Source organism: Halomonas sp. KM-1 (assembly GCF_000246875.1).
Classification (GTDB): domain Bacteria; phylum Pseudomonadota; class Gammaproteobacteria; order Pseudomonadales; family Halomonadaceae; genus Halomonas; species Halomonas aerodenitrificans.
On sequence record NZ_BAEU01000097.1, the window covers coordinates 1 to 21,356 of the forward strand.

Consider the following 21,356-nt stretch of genomic DNA (forward strand, 5'->3'; position numbering starts at 1 on the left):
CAGGCCTCGAGCCGGAGAAGAGCGTCTACGACAACGTTGCCCAGGGTAGCGACCGAATCACCGTGGGCGGCAAGGACAAGCACGTCATCAGCTATCTGCAGGACTTCCTGTTCACCCCGGAGCGGGCGCGCCAGCCGGTCAAGGCGCTCTCTGGCGGCGAGTCCAACCGACTGCTGTTGGCCAAACTGTTCACCCAGCCGGCCAACGTGTTGGTGCTCGACGAGCCGACCAACGATCTCGACGTCGAGACCCTGGAGCTGCTGGAGGAGTTGTTGCTCGACTTCGACGGGACCCTGCTGCTGGTGTCCCACGACCGCGCCTTCATGGACAACGTGGTGACCGGCGTGCTGGCCTTCGAGGGTGATGGCGTGGTGCGCGAATACGTGGGCGGCTACAGCGACTGGGTGCGCCAGGGCGGAAAACTGCCGCCGGCGCCATGGGAGGGGGCGGCACGCCAGCAGGTCGAGCCTACGGCCAAGCCGGTGGAGAAGGCGCCCGCCGGCCCGTCGCCCTCAGCGTCGGCGGCGAAGAAACCCGCCAAGCTCTCCTACAAGCTGCAGCGCGAGCTCGATGCGCTGCCGGCCGAGATCGAGCGGCTCGAGGCCGAGGTGGCGGAGTACGAAGCCAGGGTGGGCGCCCCGACGTTCTATCAGCAGGAGGCAGGGGTGGTGTCCGAGGTGCTGCAGGCGATGAGCGACAAGCAGGCCGAACTCGACGCCGCCATGGAGCGGTGGATGGAGCTTGAAGCCATGGCGGCAGGGGAGTAAGACGCTCCCCACATCCCTGTGGGTCGTCGAGCGCAGTAGATAAACAGGGTTTCCGCTACTCGGCGCTTTCGCCCTTTTTTCCTACCCGTACGGCGAGCACGTCGCACTGGGCGCCGTGCAGTACCCCGGTGGAGGTGGAGCCGAGCAGCAGGGCGAAGCCGTGCCGGCCGTGAGAGCCGACCACGATCAGGTCGACGCTGCGCTCCTCGGCGAAGCGGTGGATCTCGGTATCCGGCATGCCCACCAGGACGTGCTGGTTCTCCTTGGCCACGTGAGGGTCGGCAATTTCAGCCAGGCGCTGCTTGGCATGCTCGTCGAGCTGATCCTGGATGCTGGTCAGATCCATTGGGATGTCGCCACCGTAGGCGAAGCCCAGCGGTTCGAGAGTATGCATGATCGACAGCTTGGCCTGGTTGCGCTCGGCGATCTGCAAGGCGCGCTCGAGCACCTTGTGGGAATCCTTGGTCAGGTCCACGGCGACCAGGATGTGGCGGTACTCATTGCTCATGTCAGACTCCTGCGAAGCGGCAAGATGTGGTTGATATGCCTTAACTCTAGGACGCCTGACGAGTCAAGACAACGACTTGCGTCAAGAAACGGAGATAGAGATGGTCTGGGTAGTAATCGTGGCGGCGCTTTTGCTCATGATCTCGCCGGTGATGTGGCTCAAGCCCAGCGCGAGGCAGCGTCGGCTGGCGCCGCTGCGCAGCGCGGCGAACAAAGCCGGGGTCAAGGTCGTTATGGAGAAGCCGCCGCTGCACGGTATCGGCACGCCCATGCCGGGCTATCGCTGGAGCTATCCCAGCGATGCCCCGGGTCCGCGATTCGTGCTGGTGAGGGCAAGCGAGGCCAGCGACGTGCTCGAGCCCTGCGTGGCCGACTGGCGCTGGCGCATCGAGCCTCTCCGGCCGCTGCCGGAAGCGGCTCGTCGACCTCTCGAGGCGCTGCTGATGCGCCTGCCGCAGGATGCGCTGGTCGTCGAATCCAGCGAGTTCGCCATCACCCTGTGGTGGTGGGAGTCGCAGACGGCCGAGCGCTTCCTCACCTACGTCGAGGATTTCCGGTTGCTGCGTGATGCCCTGGCCGGCTACGCCGATCACCCCGGGGCCCGGCGCGCTTTCGGTGAGAAGTCGCCGGGCAACTGAGCTCAGCCATCGCTCTCTCTGGCCTGGATCGCCAGGCCGTTGTTCTCGATGTGCTCCAACAGGGCGTCGAGCTGCCGGATCTCATCCTCGCTGAGGCCTGCCAGCATTTCGCGCCGCGCCTGATTCACCACATCATCGATCTTCTCCAGCAGCGGCGTTGCCGCTTGCGTCAGAAAGACACGCTTGGTGCGCCGGTCCTGATCGCAGGGGCAGCGTTCAATCAGCCCCTGCTCGGAGAGCTGGTCGAGGGTGCGTACCAGGGAAGGCGCTTCGACGCCTATCGCCCGTGCCAGGTCGCACTGAGGCTGCCCATCGCCTAGCCGCCATAGATGGTACAGCGTGATCCAGCGGGTCTGGGTCAGACCCAGCGGCGCCAGGCGCCGGTCGATGATGGCCCGCCACTGCCGGGGCAGGCGGGACAGCCGGAAGCCGATGTTCTGGTGCATGGGACTCCGCAATAATATCGTTGAATTTGTCGAATTGTCCGGACCCCTTGCGTGTAATGCAACTTGTCTGGCGAAAACGCATAGGGAGCGACATGGCCCGGGCCGCCACTTCATTGCCGACGCAGCTCCGTCCGGTGCGGCTCCTGCCACTGAAGCGACTATGCTGTCAGCCAGTTCCACTGACTTCCATTGACCAAGCGTGCCGGTCGCTACGGCCAACAAAGCATCGCCAGGGGCTTGACGTGCCGGCTGGAGTGGACCAAGCTTTCCCGAATCAAACGGCCGTATGAAATCTGGCACTCCGCCAACGCCAACCTCTGTGTGGAGATTCGTGGATGATCTATCAAGGCAACGCCATCACGGTGGCCCGCGGTACCAACAACGGGGGCGACGATGTCGCCATGCTCACCTTCGATCTGAAGGATGAATCCATCAACAAGCTGTCCAGCGCCGTGATCGCCGAGCTCGACGAAGCCGTCCAGGCGATTCGCGCCGAGAGCGGTCTCAAGGGGCTGGTGATCGGCAGCGCCAAGGAGTCGTTCATCGTCGGTGCCGACATCACCGAATTCCAGAGCATGTTCGGCAAGGGCGCCGAGTTCCTCGAGTCGATGCTGATGAAGGTGCATGACATCTTCAATGCCATCGAAGACCTGCCGTTCCCCACGGTGACCGCGATCAACGGCCTGGCGCTGGGTGGCGGCTGCGAGGTCACGCTGACCACCGATTTCCGGGTGATGGGCGACAAGGCCAAGATCGGCCTGCCCGAGACCAAGCTGGGAATCCTGCCCGGCTGGGGCGGCTGCGTGCGCCTGCCGCGCATGATCGGCTCGGACAATGCCGTCGAGTGGATTGCCGGCGGCACCGAGAATCGCGCCGATGCCGCGCTCAAGGTCGGGGCGGTGGATGCCGTGGTACCGAACGATCAGCTCGAGGCGGCGGCCCTGGACATCCTGGCGCGTGCCAATGCCGGTGAGCTCGACTACCAGGCGCGCCGTGCCGAGAAGACCGGCCCGCTCAAGCTCAACGCCATCGAGCAGATGATGGCCTTCGAGACCGCCAAGGGGTTCGTGGCCGGCAAGGCTGGGCCGCACTACCCCGCGCCCATCGAGGCGATCAAGGCGATCCAGAAGGGCGCCGGCGAGGAGCGGACCCGTGCCCAGGCCATCGAGGCCAAGGCCTTCGCCAAGCTGGCCATGACCGACGTGGCCTTCAACCTGGTCGGCCTGTTCATGAACGATCAGGTGGTCAAGAAGAAGGCCGGCAAGTTCGAGAAGCAGGCCAAGGCAGTCAAGCAGACCGCCGTGCTGGGTGCCGGCATCATGGGCGGCGGCATCGCCTACCAGAGCGCCTCCAAGGGCACGCCGATCCTGATGAAGGACATCAAGGAAGAGGCCGTCGAGCTGGGGCTCAAGGAGTCGCGCAAGCTGTTCGCCAAGCAGGTGGAGCGGAAGAAGCTGACCACCGAGCAGATGGCCGAGAAACTGACCCTGATCCGCCCGACGCTCTCCTACGGCGACTTCGGCCACGTCGACCTGGTCGTCGAGGCGGTGGTGGAGAATCCCAAGGTCAAGGGCGCGGTGCTGAGCGAAGTGGAAGGCCTGGTGAGCGAGGACACCATCCTCACCTCCAACACCTCGACCATCTCGATCACTCGCTTGGCGCAGAACCTCAAGCGTCCCGAGAACTTCTGCGGCATGCACTTCTTCAACCCGGTGCACCGTATGCCGCTGGTCGAAGTCATCCGCGGCGAGAAGACCGGCGACGCCGCCGTGGCCGCAACCGTGGCTTACGCCCGGGCCATGGGCAAGACGCCGATCGTGGTTAACGACTGCCCCGGCTTCCTGGTCAACCGGGTGCTGTTCCCCTACTTCGGCGGCTTCAGCCTGCTGGTGGAGCAGGGCGCCGACTTCCAGCGCGTCGACAAGGTGATGGAGAAGTTCGGCTGGCCCATGGGCCCCGCCTATCTGCTCGACGTGGTGGGCATGGATACCGCGGTGCACGCCAACGAAGTGATGGCGGAGGGCTTCCCGGACCGCATGGCTCGCGACGGCAAGACGGCGATCCAGGTCATGTACGAGAACGAGCGCCTGGGCCAGAAGAACGACAAGGGCTTCTATGCCTACGAGGAGGACCGCAAGGGCAAGCCGAAGAAGGTCAGCGACGACAAGGCCTACGAGCTGGTCAAGCAGGTGGCGGTCGGCGAGAAGGAATTCTCCGATGAGGACATCATCGCGCGCATGATGGTGCCGCTTTGCCTGGAGACGGTGCGCTGTCTCGAGGACAACATCGTCGAGACGCCGGCCGAGGCCGACATGGCGCTGATCTACGGCATCGGTTTCCCGCCGTTCCGTGGTGGCGCGCTGCGCTACATCGATGCCATGGGCGTGGCCGAGTTCGTCAAGCTGGCCGATGGCCTGGCCGAGGAGCTGGGGCCGCTCTACGCCCCCACCGACAAGCTGCGCCAGATGGCCGAATCCGGCAAGCGTTTCTATCCCAGCCAGGCCCAGGGCTAATCCACCACGAGCAGGAGGTAAGTTGAAATGAGTTTGAATTCGAGAGACATCGTGGTGGTCGACGGCGTCCGTACCGCCATGGCCAAGGCCAAGAACGGCGCCTTCCGCAACGTGCGCGCCGAGAACCTCTCCGCTGCGGTGATGCAGGCACTGTTCGATCGCAATGCCAACCTCGACCCGGCCGAAGTCGACGACGTGATCTGGGGCTGCGTCAACCAGACCCTCGAGCAGTCGATGAACATCGCCCGCAATGCGGCGATCATGACCGGTATTCCGCGTACGGTGCCGGCCCAGACGGTCAACCGCCTGTGCGGCTCCTCGATGACTGCGCTGCACATCGCGGCGGCCAACATCAAGGCCGGCATGGGCGACTTCTACGTCATCGGTGGCGTCGAGCACATGGAGCACGTGCCCATGGCTCACGGGGTCGACGTCAACCCGGCGGCCAGCAAGTATGCTGCCAAGGCCGCCATGATGATGGGCCTGACCGCCGAGCTGCTGGGCAAGATGCACGGCGTCACCCGCGAGGATCAGGACAAGTTCGGCGTGCGTTCGCACCAGCGCGCCGCTGCGGCCAGCGATCAAGGCTACTTCGATAATGAAATCATCGGCGTCGAAGGCCACGACGAACGTGGCTTCCGCCAACTGGTCAAGCGTGATGAAGTCATCCGCATCGACGCCAGCCTGGAGGACATGGCCAAGCTCAAGCCGGTGTTCGATCCGCGCGGCGGCACGGTGTCGGCAGGCACCTCCTCGGCGCTCTCGGTCGGCGCTTCCGCCATGGCGATCATGAGCTACGAGCGTGCCCGTGCGCTGGGGCTCGAGCCCATTGCCCGGGTGCTCTCCACCGGCGTGGCCGGCTGCGATGCCTCGATCATGGGCTATGGCCCGGTGCCGGCGTCCAAGAAGGCGCTCAAGGCTGCCGGTCTCTCTGCCCAGGATATCCAGACCGTCGAGCTCAACGAGGCCTTCGCCGCTCAGGCGATCCCGGTGCTCAAGGACCTGGGCTTCCTCGAGGCCATGGACGAGAAGGTCAACCTCAACGGCGGCGCCATCGCCTTGGGTCACCCGCTGGGCTGCTCGGGATCGCGTATCTGCACCACGCTGCTCAACGTGATGCGCCAGCAGGACACCACCCTGGGACTCGCCACCATGTGTATCGGCATGGGGCAGGGTGTGGCGACCGTTTTCGAACGCCTGAAGTAAACGCCTGAAGCAACTCTTGATGAAGTCAGTACTCCTATGACCGACGGCCCCGTCCTCAAGGACGGGGCCGTCGACGTTTGTTGCGTTGACGTTTCAGTGTGCGAACAATAAGATACATTTTGTATGCTTCTTTTAATTGCTGCGAGGTGACTCCCGTGGAGCGGCTCAAGAATCTGTTCAAGAAAGCCAAGGCGCAAGACAAGCAGGTCGTTCAGGGCTTCGAGCCTGGCGCACCGACAGGTGCGGAGGTGGATGCCAGCCCTGAAGCAAGTTCCGCCACCGATGCTGCCAAGAAGGTCAAGCATGGTCAGCCTGGTACCTGCTGTGGATCATGCAGTAACTGACATCCGTTAACCGCCGCTAGCCACGTCAAACGGGCATGGCTTGGGGCATACCCGTTTTTGCACGTGAAGGCCAAGTCTTGGCCGGTGGGCTACAGCACGCCGGCCTCAAGGCCCGCCGCCAGATAGAGACCCAGCTCCTCGACCCGATCGACGAAGCCGTCCTGCCACTCGCCGCGCAGGATCAGCGGCTCCTGCACCCAGCGCCAGCGCAGCCCGGTGACGATGCTTTCCACCGCGCGTCGGGTACCGGTGCCGTCATGGCCGGCGCGAACGTAGAGCGCGCAGGGCAGCCCCTGTTTCTCCTCGAGCACGGGGTAGTAGCTGCGGTCGAAGAAGTCCTTCAGCGCGCCGCTCATGTAGCCGAGGTTCTCGGTGGTGCCGAGCAGAATGGCATCGCAGCTCAGCACGTCGTCCGGGCCGGCCTCGAGCGGGGCCTTGACGGTCACTTCGACGCTATCGATATCCGAGTGCGATGCGCCGTGCTTGGCGGCGTCCCGCAGGCGACGGGTATTGGGCGAGGGCGCGTGGGCCACGATCAGCAGACGTTTCATGTTTGACAGTCTAACGGCTTTTTCCGACGCTGTTTCGGCACCTTCCGTATTCGTCAGGCAGGAGGAAACACGCACATGGCCTTTGCTCTTTCGAACATGCAACTGGAAAGTTCCGCCTTCGAGGCCCACGGGGCCATCCCTACCAAGCATACCGGCGAGGGCGACGATGTTTCGCCAGCACTGAGCTGGCGCGATGCTCCCGAGGGTACCAAGGGATACGCGATCGTCTGCCATGATCCCGATGCGCCCCTCGTCCAGCACGGCAGCTACGGCTTCGTGCACTGGCTGCTCTACAACCTGCCGGGTTCGACCACGTCGCTTGGCGAAGGCAGCAGCGACGGCACCCGTGGCAAGAACGATTTCGGCAAGGTCGGTTACGCCGGCCCCATGCCGCCGGAAGGGCACGGCGTGCACCACTACTACTTCTGGGTGCTGGCGCTGAACAAGCCCACCGACCTGCCCGAGGGGCTGGGGCTCGGTGAGCTGCTCAAGCAGCTCGAGCCGCACCTGCTCGGTATGAATCGTTTGATCGGCACCTACCAGCGCGGCTGATCCACGCGACGTTCATGGCAGTCAGGGAGGATTGCGATGTTCGACTGGCTTTTCGAGCACGGAGACGGTGTCTCCGTGCTGACCGACATCGGCACGCTGATCGTCTGGGTCGTCTATGCCCAGTTGCTCTACTTCAGCTTTCGCCGTCAACGCCGGCCTCGCCTGTTGATCAATAGGGGCAGGAAGAAGGACATCGATGCGCTGTGCATCATCAGCAACATGAGCGCCGAGCCTGTCTTCATCCAGCACGTCGTGGCGGAACTGGAAACGTCCCATGGCGTGGTGCGCGTCGATGTGACCGATCGAACCGAGAGCTATCAGGATGGCGACGAGAATCGCGACCAAGACGCCTCGAATTCTTCGTCAGAGAGCTCTCCCATCGTGCGTGACGGTTCTCACCAAGGTCCGCTGGAACCAGGTGGCTTCGTCCATATCGACAGTTTCGATGCCCTTACCCGGCGCCTGGCGCACGACGGTGGGTTCGAGATGGAAGGCCACCAACCCCAGCAGGGGGTGGTGTTTCACTCGCTCACCGTGCGCATCATCTGCATCTATGGCTCCGAAGATCTGCCGATCGGTGCCGAGCGATGCTTCGAGTTCATCGACCGTCAGCCGGGTTGCGGTCTGGTGCCGGCGACCTGGGACACCAAGCGGCTGGCATCGTGGTGGCAGCGAAGACGCCTATGCCGGGAAATCATTCAGTTGAACGACAAGGATGATCTTTCCACCCTGCGCACATCCCGCTCCTGACGACAGTCAGTGGAAGGCTCGCAGTGAAATGTTCTGCTCGATCCGCGCTTACGGTTAATTTTCTTTGCGCAATAGGCGGATACAAACTCGCTTTGCATGCAAACGTTTCCAGGTCTAGGTTGGATCATTACCAGTCCGGATGACTGGCGTTTCGCTTGGATCAAGGAGGAGCATGCGATGAAAAAAGATGTCCAGGACCTGTTTCCGACTCGATTGGAACGCAAGCTGGGAATGTTCGAGCGTATCGACCCGGTGGTATTCACCGATGAGGCGGAGCGTAGCAATGGGCCGCTGAGCGAGGCGCAGGTTCGCGAGTACGAGGAGAAGGGGTTCCTGTCGTTCGAGGGTTTTTTCGACCGCGAAGAGATGGAAGCCTTCATACAGGAACTGCGCGAATACGAGCAGGACGAGGACCTCAAGCTCTCAGAGGGCACCATTCTGGAGCCGGGCCGGGAGGAGATCCGCTCGATCTTCGGCATTCATGAAATCTCGGAGCGCTTCAGCCGCCTGACGCGGGATCCGCGACTGCTGGCGATGGTCGAGCAGCTGCTCGGCAGGGGCATATACATTCACCAGTCGCGAATCAACTACAAGCCCGGCTTCAAGGGCAAGGGCTTCGATTGGCACTCCGACTTCGAGACGTGGCACAGCGAGGATGGCATGCCTCGCATGCGTTCGCTGAGCTGTTCGATCATCCTTACCGACAACGGTGAGTTCAATGGGCCATTGATGCTGATTCCGGGCTCTCACCGCTATTTCGTGCCCTGCGTAGGACGCACGCCAACGGATAACTACAAGGAGTCGCTGAAGAGCCAGGATGTCGGGGTGCCCGACAATGCCAGCCTGCGTGAACTGATGCTCAAGGGTGATATCGAGGCGCCCAAGGGCCCGGCGGGTACGCTGGTGATGTTCGAGTGCAATACCATGCACGGCTCCAACATCAACATGTCGTGCTGGCCGCGCAGCAATCTTTTCTTCGTCTACAACAGCGTCGAGAACGGGCTGATGAATCCGTTCTGCGGCAACCGTCCGCGCCCCGAGTTCCTGGCCAATCGCAGCGACTGGAATCCGCTGAAACCGGTTGGCTGAGCCGCGCCCGCCCTGGGCACACCGCAGATATCGCTCGCATGCGCCATGCCATTCGCCCCGCTTGCGGGGCGAATGCATCAGCATAGCGCCTTGACGCGCAGGCGAACGTAATCGGCCGTCCAGTTGCCATGGCTGTCGCGCAGGTTCGGCGCCAGCAGGGCCAGGGCATCGTTGAGTATCGCATCGCGCAAGTATTCGTCCAGGCCGTGGAGGAAGGGGGCGGCAAAGGTATCGAGCCAGCCGGTCATGCCCGTTGGCAGGCGTGTAGGGCGTGGAATCAGCTCGATGCTCTCGATCGTGAAGCCTACCGCTTCCAGCATTTCGGCGTACTCTTCCACGGTGGGAAAAAACCAGGGAAAGCGGGCTCTGCCGCTTATTCCCCGCGCCTGTAGTGCCGCCAGCATGGCGGTGCAGATGGCCGCCACATTGCCATGGCCGCCAAACTCGGCGACGAATCGCCCATTCGGCTTCAGCGCACGGTGGAGGCTGGCCAGGACGGCCTCGTGATTGAGCATCCAGTGCAGGGCGGCGTTGCTGAATACCGCATCGAACTCATGTTCGAAGGGCAGGTTGTGGGCATCCATGACACGAGCGTCGAGGCCTCGCGCCTTGGCGGCGGCGACCATGTCGGGGGATGAGTCGATGCCGACTACGGTGGCGCCCGCTTTCACCAACGTCTCGGTCAGGGCGCCGTCGCCGCAGCCCACATCGAGGATGCGCTCGCCGGGGCGGGGGGCAAGCAGTTTCGCCACCTCGCCGCCCAGGGCGGAGACGAAGTCGGCATTATGCATGTAGGCGGCAGCGTTCCATTGCTGGCCTGGGGCGTTATGTGGAACTTCGGTCATGGTATGCCCCCTCTCTGGTCTTGAGCCTCATTCTCATCCTACTCCATCCCGAGGTTTTCGGCACCGGCAGCCATGCGCTGCCCACGGCTGCACGGAGCGTCACAAGGACAGCTCTCCCCGGGCTGCCAGCTCCTGTGGCAGGAGGGCCGCATAGACGGCGGCATGAATCGGTGTTTCGACGCCAACCGCTCGGCCCAGGCGCACCACCGCACCATTCTGAGACTCCAGCTCGGATGGTTCACCGGCCAGGATGTCACGCTGCATGGAAGAGGTGCTGTCTGCCGGCATGGCATCGATGAACTGCATGGCGCGCGCCACGGCATTGGCGGGGAAGGCAACGCCGTGGCCCTGGGCCACCTGATGAATCTCTTCGAGCATGCGTTCTATCAAGGCGCGTGTTTCGGGCAACTGCCGTGTAATGCCGATGGGAGCCCGGCACAGGCTGCCGATACCGCTCATGGCGCAGATGAAGAGAAACTTGCTCCATTGCGCGACGACGATGTCGTCGGGTATCTCCGCACTGACGCCATGCGCCTTGTCGAATACTGCCTTGAGACGAGCCGTACGCTCGCTGGTGTGATTGTCGCGCTCGCCGAAGCGCACGAAGGGATCTACGCCGGCATGGCGAATGTGTCCCGGTGCTTCGCGCCAGGCCAGGATGCCGCACAGTCCTTCGAGGACCGGTGTCTCGCCGAGTACCTCGGTCAGGATGTCGGCGGCCTCGACGCCGTTTTCCAGCGGCAGGACCAGGGTGTCGGGCCCGACCAGCGGACGGATGGCTTCCGCTGCCTCGCGTACCTGCCACGCCTTGACGGCCACGATTACGCAATCCACCTCTCCCAGCGTGGCAGGATCGTCGGTGGCCTTGACCGGCTTCACCACGATATCGCCCTTGATGCTGCTCACGTGAAGTCCGTCGTGCTGCATGGCGGCCAGATGTCGACCGCGGGCAATGAAAGTGACGTCCTCGCCGGCTTCGGCCAGGCGTGCACCGAAATAGCCGCCGACACCGCCGCTACCCATGATGGCGAACTTCATGCTGTCTCCTTTCCCTTGCAGGTGTAACGAATTGCGGGTGTTACTCGGAGCATAGCGGCAAAGCAGCGATTGGGTGATCTCCAGGCTGCGTCGGCGGGGCTTGCCCTGGATCATGAGCGCCCGTCGTGGCGCTGCACAGGCTGAAGCAAATGAGGCAGACTGAAAACATCGACCAGCCGAAGACAGGCGCCACATGAACGACACTCAACCCAGTAGCGCGGCCAGTGACGAGACTGGCGGAGAAACGGGATTGCCCCTGGCGCTGTGTCGCGTGGCGATCGACACCTATCGCGAAAACGTCGCCTACCTGCACCGCGAGTGCGACCTGTACCGCGCCGAGGGGTTTCAGGCGCTTTCCAAGGTGGAGGTTCGTGCCAATGGCAAGCGGATACTGGCCACGCTGAACGTGGTGGATGACGTGGCCATCGTAGGCCATACCCAGCTCGGCCTTTCCGAGGATGCCTTCGCCCTGCTCGGGGTGGCGGAGGGACATCCGGTCAGCGTCTCGCAGGCAGAGCCACCCGCATCGATCCCGGCCCTGCGGCGCAAGATCGCCGGCGAGCGCCTGACGCGACAGGATTTCCGCGAGATCGTGCAGGACATTGCCGAGCTGCGTTATTCGAAGATCGAACTGACGGCCTTCGTGGTGGCCTGCGAACTGGGCGAGCTGGATCGCGAGGAAGTCTTCTATCTCAGCGACGCCATGGGCAGGGTGGGGCGACGGCTCGACTGGCACGAGCATCCGGTGGTGGACAAGCACTGCATCGGCGGGATACCCGGTAACCGCACCTCCATGCTGGTGGTGCCCATCGTGGCCGCTCATGGGTTGCTGTGTCCCAAAACCTCGTCGCGGGCGATCACTTCGCCATCCGGCACCGCCGATACCATGGAGGTCCTGGCCAAGGTCGAAGTCCCGTTCGACGAGCTGGGTGAGTTAGTGCGTACTCACCGCGGCTGCGTGGCCTGGGGCGGCACCAGCGAGCTGTCGCCGGCCGACGACGTGCTGATCGCGGTGGAGCGTCCGCTCTCCATCGATTCGCCGGGGCAGATGGTGGCCTCAATTCTGTCCAAGAAGATCGCGGCGGGCTCCACCCACCTGCTGCTCGACATCCCGGTAGGGCCGCATGCCAAGGTGCGCAGCATGCCCGAGGCGCGTCGGCTGCGTAAGCTGTTCGAGTTCGTGGCGGGGCGCATGGGGCTGGTACTCGACGTGGTGATCACCGACGGCAGCCAGCCGATCGGGCACGGCATCGGCCCGGTGCTGGAAGCCCGCGACGTGATGCGAGTACTCACCAACCATCCCGACGCGCCCATGGACCTGCGTCAGAAATCGCTGCGTCTGGCGGGGAGAATGCTGGAGTTCGATCCCGACATCCGCGGCGGAGACGGCTTCGGTATCGCCCGCGACATTCTCGATTCCGGCCGTGCTCTGGAGAAGATGCAGGCGATCATTCGGGCTCAAGGCGAGAAACCCTTCGATCTCGACCATCTAGAGCTGGCGCCGCACCGCTTCGAAGTACTCGCGCCCCGGGCAGGTGTCGTCATTGGCATCGACAATCTTCGTCTGGCCAGGATCGCGCGTCTGGCCGGCGCGCCCAAGGCCAGGGGCGCGGGGGTCGATCTGCTGGCCCGTATCGGCGATCGTGTAGAAAAGGACCAGCCGCTCTATCGGGTCCATGCGGCCTATCGCAGCGAACATGGCTTCGCTCTTCAGTGCAGTGAGCAGGACAGTGGCTTCGATATCGGCCAACCTGACGAGATACAACGCCTGAACGTGGAGTTCTGATGCAAGTGAGTCTGCTCTATTTCGACGAAGAATCTCCCCCCGCCCAGCGCTTGGCAGCGGCGGTCGGCATCGAAGCGCTGCGCATGGAACGCCACCGCTTTCCCGATGAGGAGCTGTGTTTGCGCCTGCCGGATATCGAGCTGCCTGAATGTCTGGTCGTCTATCGCAGCCTGGACCGACCCAACGAGAAGCTGGTCGAGCTGATGCTGCTGGCTCGCCACGCGCGTGAGCGAGGCGTCAGGCGCCTGGTGCTGGTAGCTCCCTATCTGGCCTACATGCGCCAGGACATCGCCTTCCGCCCGGGCGAACTGGTCAGTCAGCGGTTGGTCGGCGGCTTTCTTGCCGAGCTGTTCGACGCGCTGATCACCGTCGACCCGCACCTGCACCGTATCGAGCGCCTCGAGCAGGCGGTGCCGCTGCGCCAGGCCGTTGCGCTCTCTGCGGCGCCAGCGCTGGCCGAGGCCATCGTCGAACGACGCCGCGATGCGCTGCTGCTGGGGCCCGACGCAGAGTCGGCGCAGTGGGTGGAAAGTGCCGCACGTGCAACGGGGCTGGCGTATGGCGTGTGCACCAAGCAGCGCCATGGCGACCGTGACGTCGAGATCGCGCTACCCGAGCTGGCCCTTGCCGGTCGCCGCGTCGTACTGCTGGACGACATTGCCAGCTCGGGGCGTACCCTGGCCCAGGCGGCGAGACGAGTGCTGGCCGCCGGTGCTGCCGGCGTGGACGTGGCCGTGACGCACGCTCTGTTTGCCGGCGATGCGCTGAGCGTGATTCGTCAGGCCGGGGTGGAAGAGGTCTGGAGTACCGACAGCATCCCCCACCAGAGCAATGCCGTGTTCCTGGCGCCGGTGCTGGCGGCGGCCCTCGGGGAAGTGCTCGATGCACGCTGAGCGCGGCCCTTGCCGGCCCATGGACGTTTGACGCGTGAGGGCTGGTCATCGGCCGCACAACAGCGTAAAACGCAGCAGCTCATAGTCAGTGAGCAATCCATCATACCCAGTGAGCAATCCAGACCCAGTGAGAGAATACGCTATGCCAAGTTCCAGACTGACGGGCGCGCTGATCCTGCTGCTGTTCTTGAATGGGTGTGCCGGCCCTTCTCGGTCGCCCGCTCCGCAGGAGAGCCCAGCCCCCGAACCGGCCGAGCAGGTCACCACGCCGCCGCCGGTGGCGATGAGCGGCACCACGCGGGAAGACCGCTTTTGGGTTCCCCCGCACTTTGCTTCGCAAGACGATGAAATCCACTACTACATCAGCCGTCTGGCCGACAGGCGTTTCATTGATGTGTATGGCGGTGAGGAGCACCCGCGGGTGTGGTACATCGCCGCGGAGCAGTTGGGGCAGATCGGCGAGCCCGCGGTGCCGATGCTGTATGCGCTGATCGACACCCGCAACCAGTATGAACTCATGCTGGTGCTCTACGCGCTGCAGCTGGCGACTCAGGATCCGCAACTTCTGGCGCAAACCGGCGGGGACTACGTTCGCCTGAGCGAAACGCTCAGCGAGAGCGCCAATGTCGAGAACCGTGAGATTGCCCAGGAGTGGTGGGAGCGGCATGGCTGGCGCTGGCAATGATGACGCAGCGTGAGCGCAGGATGCCATCGGTGATTGAGACCGCCTGCGCCGAGGTGCGTTGACGGGCAGTCTTTCACGGCATCTGCTAAGGTCACCGCAACGCCGGGCACGCCTTGCCAAAGGAGAGTGTTTCAGATGGACCATTACATGCAAGCGGCTATCGATGAGGCCCGCAAGGGGCTTGCCGAAGGTGGCATTCCCATCGGCTCGGTGCTGGTGCACCAGGGCGAAATCATCGGACGTGGGCACAACCGCCGGGTGCAGGCGGGCAGTACGGTGCTACATGGCGAGATGGATGCGTTGGAAAATGCCGGCAGGCTGTCGGCCTCTGTTTACCGCAACTGCACGCTCTACACGACGCTTTCTCCCTGCCCCATGTGCAGCGGCGCGATCCTGCTGTATGGCATTCCACACGTGGTGATCGGCGAGAACCAGACCTTCCTCGGCGAAGAGGAACTGCTGCGCTCCCGTGGCGTGGCTGTCGAGGTGCTTCAGCTCGAGGAGTGCATCGAGCTGATGACGCACTTTGTCGAATCGGCTCCCGAACTGTGGAACGAGGACATCGGCGAGTAGGTGCATCGCTGTCATGAAACTGTCACACAGGATGGTTACCGTTCGCCAGCAGTCATCTGGGTGTCATGCATCCGTCACATTTCCTGCAGAGAGTAAGTGGCCCTTTCATGTCGAAACCACCTCCTTCTTCCAGCGGAACGCAACGCGCAGCACTGGCTCGTGAACCGGTGCGTGAAGTACCGGCCTGGATGCGCGGCATCTATGCCGGCCTATGCCTCTATCTCTTTCTGGCGGCCCTGAACGTACTGGGGGCGGGTCTCGGCACCTTCGGCCGCGCCAGCGATTTCCTGACCCAGCTCTTTGCCTACGGAGAGAACCCCTTCATCGCTCTGCTGGCCGGGGTGCTGGTCACCATGATCGTGCAGAGCTCCTCGTTCACTTCGGCACTGATCGTGACGCTGGTGGCGAGCGGCGAGATGACCCTCGGCACCGCGGTCTTTGCCATCATGGGTGCCAACATCGGCACCGCGGTAACCGGGGTGATCGTGGCGCTGGCCAACATGCGCATCAAGCGCAACTTCCGGCGCTCCTTCACCGCGGCGCTGATGCACGACTTCTTCAATATCCTCACCGTGCTGGTGGTGTTTCCGCTGGAGTTCGTCAGTGGCCTGTTTCACGAGGCGGGGCGTGGCATCTTCTCCCGGCTGGCGGGCTGGCTGGCCGACCTGATCGGCCTCGACGAGGTGGCACGGCCCAATAGCCCGATCAAAGTCATTACTCAGCCGGTCGTGGATCTCTTCAACCTGATCGGCGGCTGGCTGACACCCACGCCGGCCGCTCAGGGGCTGTTGGTTGCCGGGCTGGGGCTGCTGCTGATGTTCATTGCCCTGATCTTCATGGTGCAGAACCTGCGCGGCGCGCTGCTGCGGCACATGGACGGCCTTTTTCGCACCTACTTCTTCCGCAGCGACCTGCGCGCCTATGGCGTTGGCCTGGTCTCCACCGTACTGGTGCAATCGAGCACCATCACCAGCAGCCTGATGGTGCCCCTCGCCGGTGCCGGGGTGGTGCGGCTGCGTCGGGTACTGCCGTTCATGATGGGGGCCAACCTGGGCACGACCGTGACCAGCGTGCTGGCGGCCACCGCCAACCCGGTGGCGGCGGCCATGACCGTGGCGCTGTTCCATGTCATCTTCAATCTGACCGGTACCGCCATCTGGTGGCCGCTGCGCTATATTCCGCTCAAGGTGGCCACTTGGTACGGCAAGCTGGCGGCTCGCCAGACCCGCTATGCCTTCATTTTTCTGATTGGCGTGTTCCTGGTGATCCCCCTGCTGGGAATCGGTGCCGTCGAACTGTTCACGAGCCTGCGCTGAGCGCGGTATTTCAGGAGTTTCCTCGATGTTTCGTCAGCTATTCAGCGCCTTGACCTCAGAAAACACCATCAATCTCGCCTTTGAGGATCTCACCCAGATGCTGCGCGACGGCGCCTGGATGTTCGACCGAGCCAACGAGGTGCTGCACAGCACGGTGCCCGCCGATGAAGTGCGCCAGCCGCTCTACGAGCGCGACCGCAGCATCAATGAACTCGAACGCTCCATTCGACGCAAGGTGCTGCGCCACCTGACGGTCAACCCGGGCCACGACGTGGCGATCTGCCTGGCCTTGATGAGTGTGGCCAAGGACGCCGAGCGGATCGGCGACTACTGCAAGAACGTTTTCGAGGTCGGACATTTCTACCGCGAAGGCTTCCACGTCACCAAGTACCAGGAGCCGCTGGACCGCATCGCCGCCCAGGTGGCGGAGATGTTCGGCATGGTCATCAAGTCGGCGCAGAAATCCGACGAGGCCAGCGCACGCAAGGCACTGGCGCTGGCTCGCGAGGTACGCCCGCACTGCGACCGACTGATCGAGGAGCTGTTCCGCGACGAGGACCGGGTGGAGTTCCACGAGGCCGTGGCCTACTCGCTGCTGGCGCGCCACTACAAGCGCGTGGCGGCCCATCTGGCCAATATTGCCACCGCGGCTCTCGGTCGCCTCGAAGACCTCGACTTCTACTCCGACGAGGACGAATCCGAGGCTTGAGTTGTCAGGCAGGCGGGCAGGCTGTCGCGCAGTGAGCGCGGCACGATACCCAGGTCGGCGAAGGTGCCAACGTCTTCACCGACCGTATTGTCTTCGCTCATCATGAAGACCTGATCGCGGGTCAGCGGGGAGCCGGGCAGCGGCGCTGCCAGCAGGGCGGCCATGTGCCATAGCGGGAAGGGAATGGCCAGCAGCGGGCGTTCGCGCTCCAGCTGTGCCTGCAGCAGGTTCACCGCGTCGCGATAGGGCAGCACGTCCGGGCCGCCCAGCTCGAACAGGCGGCGCTCGGGAGGATTGGCCCCCAGCAGCCTGGCGATGGCTCGGGCGACGTCCACTACGTGCACCGGCTGCAGGCGGGTTTGGCCTTGCCCGAACAGCGGTATTACCGGTAGCCGCGTCAAGCCCGCCAGGCGCGTGATGAAGGCGTCGCCGGCGCCGAACATCACGCTGGGGCGCACGATCACCGCCTTGGGGTATTCTTCGATCACCTTCGCCTCCCCGCGTCCTCGTGCCCCGACATAGCGAGAACGCGCCGACGGACTTGCGCCGATGCCGGAGAGCTGGATGAAGGTCTTCACACCAGCCACCCGGGCCAGGCGCGCCATTCGGCCGGCACCCTCGACATGGATGTCGTCGAAGCTCAGCCCGGCGCTCTCCACATAGAGGCTCACGGCATTGACCACGCCGCTGGCGCCTTCGAGCGCCCGCCCGACATCGGCTTCGCTACGGACATCGGTCACCATCGGCTCCAGCGGATCGCCGGGCTCGGCCCAGTCAGGCAGCGTCGGGTGACGGGCCGCGATACGCACGGAGTGCCCTGCTTCGAACAATTCGCGAACGATCCGAGTGCCCAGAAAGCCGGTCCCGCCGAACACTGTGATCGGAGCCTTCCTCATGTCTTCTCCATTCATCGCTTAGCGCCTTAATCGCCTCGCCGAGGAAAGCCTCACTGGATAGGCAGGGCGCCGTTCTCCTTGATCGTACGGATCGAGAAGCTGCTGTCCACGGCACTCACCGCCATCAACTGACGAAAGTGCCTCAACCAGCGCTCGAAGGCATCGATATCGGTGGTGATGACCTGCAGCAGGTAATCGAAGTGGCCGGAAACGCTATGGCATTGGATCACTTCCGGCATGTCGCGAACGGCGTGCTCGAAGTGTTCGACCTGTTCCCGCTGGTGCTGGTCGAGGCGCACCTGGACGAAGCTGGTTACCATCAGGTCGAGAAGGGTTTTATCCAGTTCGGCGCGATAACGCGTGATCAGTCCTGCCTGCTCGAGCCTGCGGATTCGGCGAGCGCACGGAGAAGGGGAGAGGTTCACCAGCTCTGCCAGTTCGGCTGTGGTCAGACGGGCATCCTGCTGCAGGGCTTCGAGCAGCATGCGGTCGATGCGGTCGAGTTTGAGGTTACGCATGGGTTGCCTCGTCAATGTGGCGTTCAGTGGTTCCTTGGCCGATACCGCTAACCATCACTGCAAGTCTGGCGAATGCGGCCCGTGCTCGCCAGTTTCCAGGCGTATTCGAGACGCAGTAGGGAATTTTTCGTCATGAGAAAGACGCTTAGGCGAGAAGGAGAGAGGGAAAGAACAAGCGAAGCGTTGAGAACGCCGAAGGTGTCAGCCATTCATTCTGCATACACTTCATGAGTCGTAGCCGGTAGTCTGAATTGGGTGAATCGTGGTTCAGCAATAATCAGCCAGGAGGATGTCATGACAGCCTTGAGCCGTGCTCAGTGTGCCTGGCGTGCCGTGGAGGATCGATGGCGGTCCTGCCCACCTGCTGCACGTGAAACCAGCCGGATCATGGTTCTGGTGGCACTGTTGGCCCTGGGTACCTTGATCGTCTATGTCACCGGCGGGACACGCTATGCCTACCCCTACCTGATGCTGATACCGGTATTGCTGGCAGGTGCCTGGTACACCTGGCGCGGTTCGCTGCTCGTCGCGTTGATGGCCGGCTTGCTGATGGCGGCGATACCGCTGTCAGTGGCCTCGGGAGAGACTCAGGCCGCCCTCAACTGGGTGATCCGCCTGTGTCTGTACCTGGCCATCGGTGCCTTTGCCGGATGCCTGTTCGAGCGGCTGAGGCAGAGTCATCTCAAGGCTGAGCGGGCGTCACGAACCGACCCGCGGGCCGGCCTGCCCAACGAAATCGCCCTGGAGGCAGAGCTATCCCGCTTGCTCAAGGCGCCTCAGCGGCTGGATGGTCGCAGCACGGGAGTCATTCTGATACGCATCGAGGACGTCAGCGAGATCATGGAGGCCTTGGGGGCGGATGCATGCGACGACCTGGTTCTCGCCATCAACCGCCGTCTGGTCCGGCTGGGACCCAACCTGCTGGGGTGCTACCGGGTGAGCGGTGCTGAGTTGGCCCTATTGCTCTGGCCGGTCGGGCTCGATGAGCTCAACCGCATCGCCGCCCGCGTCGTTGAGTTGGGTGAGGACAACCTGTTGGCCCTCGGTGTGCCGCTGCGGGCTCAACTGGTGCTGGGCAGTGCCTTGCACAAGTCTTGCGACGATACGCCTGGCGGCCTCGTGCGTGAGGCGCGTATCGCCATGCTGGCCGCAACGGAGAAACAGCGCTCCCATTGCCACTTTCAGTCCGCTTTCGCTCGCCGAGGCGTACAGAACATCAAGTTGATTGCGCGGGTACGCCGCAGCCTGGCCAGAGGGGAGTTCGAGCTGCACTATCAGCCGAAGCTGCGTCTTGCCGACGGCAGGGTGACGGGCTATGAGGGCCTCATTCGTTGGCGTGACGAGCAGGGCAACCTGATCCCCCCGGGGCTATTCATGCCGAAGGTCGAAAACACGACGTTGATCGCTCCGGTCACCCGCTTCGTGGCGGCGGAGGCCTGCCGTTTTGCAATGTCCCAGGAGAAGCGGGTCAGCATCAACTTCTCGGTACGCAACCTGATGGACGATGCGCTGCTGGAAGAGCTGGGCGAGCATGTCAGGCAGTCAGGCATGGAGCCGTCGCGGTTGGAAGTGGAGATCACCGAGAGCGCGCTGGTGCATGATCTCTTTGCCGCCAAGCGGGCCCTGGAGCGTATTCGCAGCTGCGGGATTCGGGTCAGCATCGACGACTTCGGTACCGGTTTTTCCTCCTTCGAGTACCTGCGCCATCTGCCCCTCACGGGACTCAAGATCGACCGTGCCTTCGTCGAAGGCCTGGAGCACGATCGGCGGGCACGCAAGTTGATGGCCTGTCTGATCGATGTGGGGCATGCGCTCGATCTTGAAGTAACCGCGGAAGGTGTCGAGACCCAAGAGCAGCATCGTCTACTCAGGGAGATGGGCTGTGACCGGGCCCAGGGCTTTCTCTACGCCAAGGCGCTTCCCGCCGAGGAGGTACTGGCCTGGCATCGTGAGCGCGAACGACCATCACACAACCAGGTTTCCGCTCTGAGCTGCCGCGGCGCACCAAGCGAATAGTGAGCCAGCCTCGCTGTCCCCCGACAAACGCCAAACTGGACTCGCCATTCCATAAGATGGGCAGAATTGCACTGCGTTGCGAATAGGAATGATTCCGTTTATTGATGCTATCGGCGCCGAACATGCCGGTATCTCGCTGCTTGCAGTGCCCTTTTCGCCAGCGGGACTTCACATCGAATCCATACAGGACTAAAATGGTCCCAAATGGAGCGATGGCACGACTTCGCAACGTGAGACCCAGGAGTCAGGCATGCTGAAGCTTTCCCGGTTGACCGATTACGCTGCGGTGATCCTGGCGCAGATCGCCCGGCATCCCGAGCAGCCTCATGCGGCAACGGAGTTGGCCGAGACCGTGCAGTTGCCGCATCCCACGGTCAGCAAGACCCTGAAGATGCTGGTCAAGGCGGGGCTGCTGGAGTCGCGCCGTGGTGCCCAGGGCGGCTACTCCCTGGCACGCCCGGCATCGCGTATCACCGCCATCGACATCATCACCGCCATCGAAGGGCCGGTGGCGATGACCGAATGCAGCCACGCCGAAGGCGATTGCGACCTGCTCGCCACCTGCGGTGTGTCGGACAACTGGCAGCGCGTGTCGCTGGCCGTGCGTACCCTGCTCGACAGCGTGACACTGGCCCATTTGGCCGACAGCGCACCGATCAAGCTGCCCGTACAGCTACCCATACAGAGCGTGAGCCTGGCCGCCGATATGGCCTGAGCC

At 63.4% G+C, this 21,356-nt stretch carries 23 protein-coding genes; 16 read left to right on the forward strand and 7 right to left on the reverse strand.

From position 1 onward, the window contains the following. A partial coding sequence (locus B8115_RS10225; protein ID WP_010627702.1) for an ATP-binding cassette domain-containing protein occupies window positions 1-767 on the forward strand: 767 nt, incomplete at its 5' end. Window positions 768-822: 55 nt separating this feature from the next. On the opposite strand, the gene B8115_RS10230 is transcribed toward B8115_RS10225, so the two are convergent. Further along, window positions 823-1,275, reverse strand: a complete 453-nt coding sequence (locus B8115_RS10230; RefSeq protein WP_010627703.1) for a universal stress protein — start codon at window positions 1,273-1,275, stop codon at window positions 823-825. Between the two features lie 100 nt (window positions 1,276-1,375). On the opposite strand from B8115_RS10230, the gene B8115_RS10235 reads away from it, so the two are divergent. Then, window positions 1,376-1,912: a hypothetical protein gene (locus tag B8115_RS10235; RefSeq protein WP_010627704.1), complete on the forward strand. Its 537-nt coding sequence runs from the start codon at window positions 1,376-1,378 to the stop codon at window positions 1,910-1,912. Window positions 1,913-1,914: 2 nt separating this feature from the next. Here B8115_RS10235 and slyA read toward each other — a convergent pair whose 3' ends face one another. Next, window positions 1,915-2,358 (reverse strand): transcriptional regulator SlyA, encoded by a 444-nt coding sequence (gene slyA / locus B8115_RS10240; protein ID WP_010627705.1) that lies wholly within the window; start codon window positions 2,356-2,358, stop codon window positions 1,915-1,917. A 335-nt stretch (window positions 2,359-2,693) separates the two neighbouring features. Here slyA and fadB point away from each other — a divergent pair, with 335 nt between their 5' ends. The 3 genes from fadB (at window position 2,694) to B8115_RS10255 (ending at window position 6,421) form a co-directional block, all read left to right on the forward strand. After that, window positions 2,694-4,871 (forward strand): fatty acid oxidation complex subunit alpha FadB, encoded by a 2,178-nt coding sequence (gene fadB / locus B8115_RS10245; protein ID WP_010627706.1) that lies wholly within the window; start codon window positions 2,694-2,696, stop codon window positions 4,869-4,871. 27 nt (window positions 4,872-4,898) lie between these two features. Beyond that, the gene (gene fadA / locus B8115_RS10250) at window positions 4,899-6,077 is read left to right on the forward strand and encodes an acetyl-CoA C-acyltransferase FadA (RefSeq protein ID WP_010627707.1); all 1,179 of its coding nucleotides are present in this window, start codon (window positions 4,899-4,901) and stop codon (window positions 6,075-6,077) included. 155 nt (window positions 6,078-6,232) lie between these two features. Continuing rightward, entirely contained in the window at window positions 6,233-6,421 is a 189-nt protein-coding gene (locus B8115_RS10255) for a CCGSCS motif protein (protein WP_141638564.1), read from the forward strand. 89 nt (window positions 6,422-6,510) lie between these two features. Here the strand turns inward: B8115_RS10255 and B8115_RS10260 are convergent, their stop codons facing one another. After that, complete coding sequence (locus B8115_RS10260) at window positions 6,511-6,972, reverse strand: flavodoxin family protein (protein ID WP_010627708.1); 462 nt, start codon at window positions 6,970-6,972, stop codon at window positions 6,511-6,513. Window positions 6,973-7,047: 75 nt separating this feature from the next. On the opposite strand from B8115_RS10260, the gene B8115_RS10265 reads away from it, so the two are divergent. The 3 genes from B8115_RS10265 to thpD all read left to right on the forward strand — a co-directional run bounded on the left by B8115_RS10265 (window position 7,048) and on the right by thpD (window position 9,363). Continuing rightward, the gene (locus tag B8115_RS10265) at window positions 7,048-7,524 is read left to right on the forward strand and encodes a YbhB/YbcL family Raf kinase inhibitor-like protein (protein ID WP_010627709.1); all 477 of its coding nucleotides are present in this window, start codon (window positions 7,048-7,050) and stop codon (window positions 7,522-7,524) included. A 36-nt stretch (window positions 7,525-7,560) separates the two neighbouring features. Further along, window positions 7,561-8,274, forward strand: coding sequence for a hypothetical protein (locus B8115_RS10270; protein ID WP_010627710.1), 714 nt, complete (start codon window positions 7,561-7,563; stop codon window positions 8,272-8,274). A 177-nt stretch (window positions 8,275-8,451) separates the two neighbouring features. After that, the gene (thpD, locus tag B8115_RS10275; RefSeq protein WP_010627711.1) at window positions 8,452-9,363 is read left to right on the forward strand and encodes an ectoine hydroxylase; all 912 of its coding nucleotides are present in this window, start codon (window positions 8,452-8,454) and stop codon (window positions 9,361-9,363) included. Between the two features lie 77 nt (window positions 9,364-9,440). On the opposite strand, the gene B8115_RS10280 is transcribed toward thpD, so the two are convergent. After that, the gene (locus B8115_RS10280; RefSeq protein ID WP_026038033.1) at window positions 9,441-10,208 is read right to left on the reverse strand and encodes a trans-aconitate 2-methyltransferase; all 768 of its coding nucleotides are present in this window, start codon (window positions 10,206-10,208) and stop codon (window positions 9,441-9,443) included. A gap of 99 nt (window positions 10,209-10,307) precedes the next feature. After that, window positions 10,308-11,246 (reverse strand): 2-dehydropantoate 2-reductase, encoded by a 939-nt coding sequence (locus B8115_RS10285; protein ID WP_010627713.1) that lies wholly within the window; start codon window positions 11,244-11,246, stop codon window positions 10,308-10,310. A 193-nt stretch (window positions 11,247-11,439) separates the two neighbouring features. On the opposite strand from B8115_RS10285, the gene B8115_RS10290 reads away from it, so the two are divergent. From B8115_RS10290 to B8115_RS10315, 6 genes are all read left to right on the forward strand, one after another. Further along, window positions 11,440-13,032 carry a thymidine phosphorylase family protein gene (locus B8115_RS10290; protein ID WP_026038034.1) on the forward strand — a complete coding sequence of 531 codons (1,593 nt, stop codon included), beginning with the start codon at window positions 11,440-11,442 and terminating at the stop codon, window positions 13,030-13,032. Then, window positions 13,032-13,925, forward strand: a complete 894-nt coding sequence (locus B8115_RS10295; protein WP_010627715.1) for a ribose-phosphate diphosphokinase — start codon at window positions 13,032-13,034, stop codon at window positions 13,923-13,925. The genes B8115_RS10290 and B8115_RS10295 overlap by 1 nt, the downstream gene beginning before the upstream one ends. A gap of 142 nt (window positions 13,926-14,067) precedes the next feature. Continuing rightward, the gene (locus B8115_RS10300; RefSeq protein ID WP_010627716.1) at window positions 14,068-14,610 is read left to right on the forward strand and encodes a hypothetical protein; all 543 of its coding nucleotides are present in this window, start codon (window positions 14,068-14,070) and stop codon (window positions 14,608-14,610) included. A 135-nt stretch (window positions 14,611-14,745) separates the two neighbouring features. After that, window positions 14,746-15,183 carry a nucleoside deaminase gene (locus B8115_RS10305; RefSeq protein ID WP_010627717.1) on the forward strand — a complete coding sequence of 146 codons (438 nt, stop codon included), beginning with the start codon at window positions 14,746-14,748 and terminating at the stop codon, window positions 15,181-15,183. A gap of 107 nt (window positions 15,184-15,290) precedes the next feature. Further along, window positions 15,291-16,499, forward strand: a complete 1,209-nt coding sequence (locus tag B8115_RS10310) for a sodium:phosphate symporter (RefSeq protein WP_026038035.1) — start codon at window positions 15,291-15,293, stop codon at window positions 16,497-16,499. Between the two features lie 25 nt (window positions 16,500-16,524). Beyond that, window positions 16,525-17,208: a PhoU domain-containing protein gene (locus tag B8115_RS10315; protein ID WP_010627719.1), complete on the forward strand. Its 684-nt coding sequence runs from the start codon at window positions 16,525-16,527 to the stop codon at window positions 17,206-17,208. On the opposite strand, the gene B8115_RS10320 is transcribed toward B8115_RS10315, so the two are convergent. Both B8115_RS10320 and B8115_RS10325 read right to left on the reverse strand, forming a co-directional pair. Then, window positions 17,178-18,104, reverse strand: a complete 927-nt coding sequence (locus B8115_RS10320; RefSeq protein WP_026038036.1) for a complex I NDUFA9 subunit family protein — start codon at window positions 18,102-18,104, stop codon at window positions 17,178-17,180. The genes B8115_RS10315 and B8115_RS10320 overlap by 31 nt on opposite strands. A 50-nt stretch (window positions 18,105-18,154) precedes the next feature. Continuing rightward, entirely contained in the window at window positions 18,155-18,622 is a 468-nt protein-coding gene (locus B8115_RS10325; RefSeq protein WP_010627721.1) for an Lrp/AsnC family transcriptional regulator, read from the reverse strand. A gap of 294 nt (window positions 18,623-18,916) precedes the next feature. On the opposite strand from B8115_RS10325, the gene B8115_RS10330 reads away from it, so the two are divergent. Beyond that, window positions 18,917-20,638, forward strand: a complete 1,722-nt coding sequence (locus B8115_RS10330; protein ID WP_026038037.1) for a bifunctional diguanylate cyclase/phosphodiesterase — start codon at window positions 18,917-18,919, stop codon at window positions 20,636-20,638. A gap of 250 nt (window positions 20,639-20,888) precedes the next feature. Next, window positions 20,889-21,353 carry an SUF system Fe-S cluster assembly regulator gene (locus tag B8115_RS10335; RefSeq protein WP_010627723.1) on the forward strand — a complete coding sequence of 155 codons (465 nt, stop codon included), beginning with the start codon at window positions 20,889-20,891 and terminating at the stop codon, window positions 21,351-21,353. Window positions 21,354-21,356: the final 3 nt, after the last annotated feature.

Bases quoted from the DNA above. Each gene is read 5' to 3' on its own strand.
- B8115_RS10335 (WP_010627723.1), top strand. From the start codon at position 20,889: ATGCTGAAGCTTTCCCGGTTGACCGATTACGCTGCGGTGATCCTGGCG.
- B8115_RS10305 (WP_010627717.1), top strand. From the start codon at position 14,746: ATGGACCATTACATGCAAGCGGCTATCGATGAGGCCCGCAAGGGGCTT.
- slyA (WP_010627705.1), bottom strand. From the start codon at position 2,358: ATGCACCAGAACATCGGCTTCCGGCTGTCCCGCCTGCCCCGGCAGTGG.
- B8115_RS10285 (WP_010627713.1), bottom strand. From the start codon at position 11,246: ATGAAGTTCGCCATCATGGGTAGCGGCGGTGTCGGCGGCTATTTCGGT.
- B8115_RS10295 (WP_010627715.1), top strand. From the start codon at position 13,032: ATGCAAGTGAGTCTGCTCTATTTCGACGAAGAATCTCCCCCCGCCCAG.
- B8115_RS10230 (WP_010627703.1), bottom strand. From the start codon at position 1,275: ATGAGCAATGAGTACCGCCACATCCTGGTCGCCGTGGACCTGACCAAG.
- B8115_RS10300 (WP_010627716.1), top strand. From the start codon at position 14,068: ATGCCAAGTTCCAGACTGACGGGCGCGCTGATCCTGCTGCTGTTCTTG.
- fadB (WP_010627706.1), top strand. From the start codon at position 2,694: ATGATCTATCAAGGCAACGCCATCACGGTGGCCCGCGGTACCAACAAC.
- B8115_RS10310 (WP_026038035.1), top strand. From the start codon at position 15,291: ATGTCGAAACCACCTCCTTCTTCCAGCGGAACGCAACGCGCAGCACTG.
- B8115_RS10235 (WP_010627704.1), top strand. From the start codon at position 1,376: ATGGTCTGGGTAGTAATCGTGGCGGCGCTTTTGCTCATGATCTCGCCG.
- B8115_RS10320 (WP_026038036.1), bottom strand. From the start codon at position 18,104: ATGAGGAAGGCTCCGATCACAGTGTTCGGCGGGACCGGCTTTCTGGGC.
- B8115_RS10315 (WP_010627719.1), top strand. From the start codon at position 16,525: ATGTTTCGTCAGCTATTCAGCGCCTTGACCTCAGAAAACACCATCAAT.
- fadA (WP_010627707.1), top strand. From the start codon at position 4,899: ATGAGTTTGAATTCGAGAGACATCGTGGTGGTCGACGGCGTCCGTACC.
- B8115_RS10270 (WP_010627710.1), top strand. From the start codon at position 7,561: ATGTTCGACTGGCTTTTCGAGCACGGAGACGGTGTCTCCGTGCTGACC.
- B8115_RS10280 (WP_026038033.1), bottom strand. From the start codon at position 10,208: ATGACCGAAGTTCCACATAACGCCCCAGGCCAGCAATGGAACGCTGCC.
- B8115_RS10330 (WP_026038037.1), top strand. From the start codon at position 18,917: ATGACAGCCTTGAGCCGTGCTCAGTGTGCCTGGCGTGCCGTGGAGGAT.
- B8115_RS10265 (WP_010627709.1), top strand. From the start codon at position 7,048: ATGGCCTTTGCTCTTTCGAACATGCAACTGGAAAGTTCCGCCTTCGAG.
- B8115_RS10260 (WP_010627708.1), bottom strand. From the start codon at position 6,972: ATGAAACGTCTGCTGATCGTGGCCCACGCGCCCTCGCCCAATACCCGT.
- B8115_RS10325 (WP_010627721.1), bottom strand. From the start codon at position 18,622: ATGCGTAACCTCAAACTCGACCGCATCGACCGCATGCTGCTCGAAGCC.
- thpD (WP_010627711.1), top strand. From the start codon at position 8,452: ATGAAAAAAGATGTCCAGGACCTGTTTCCGACTCGATTGGAACGCAAG.
- B8115_RS10290 (WP_026038034.1), top strand. From the start codon at position 11,440: ATGAACGACACTCAACCCAGTAGCGCGGCCAGTGACGAGACTGGCGGA.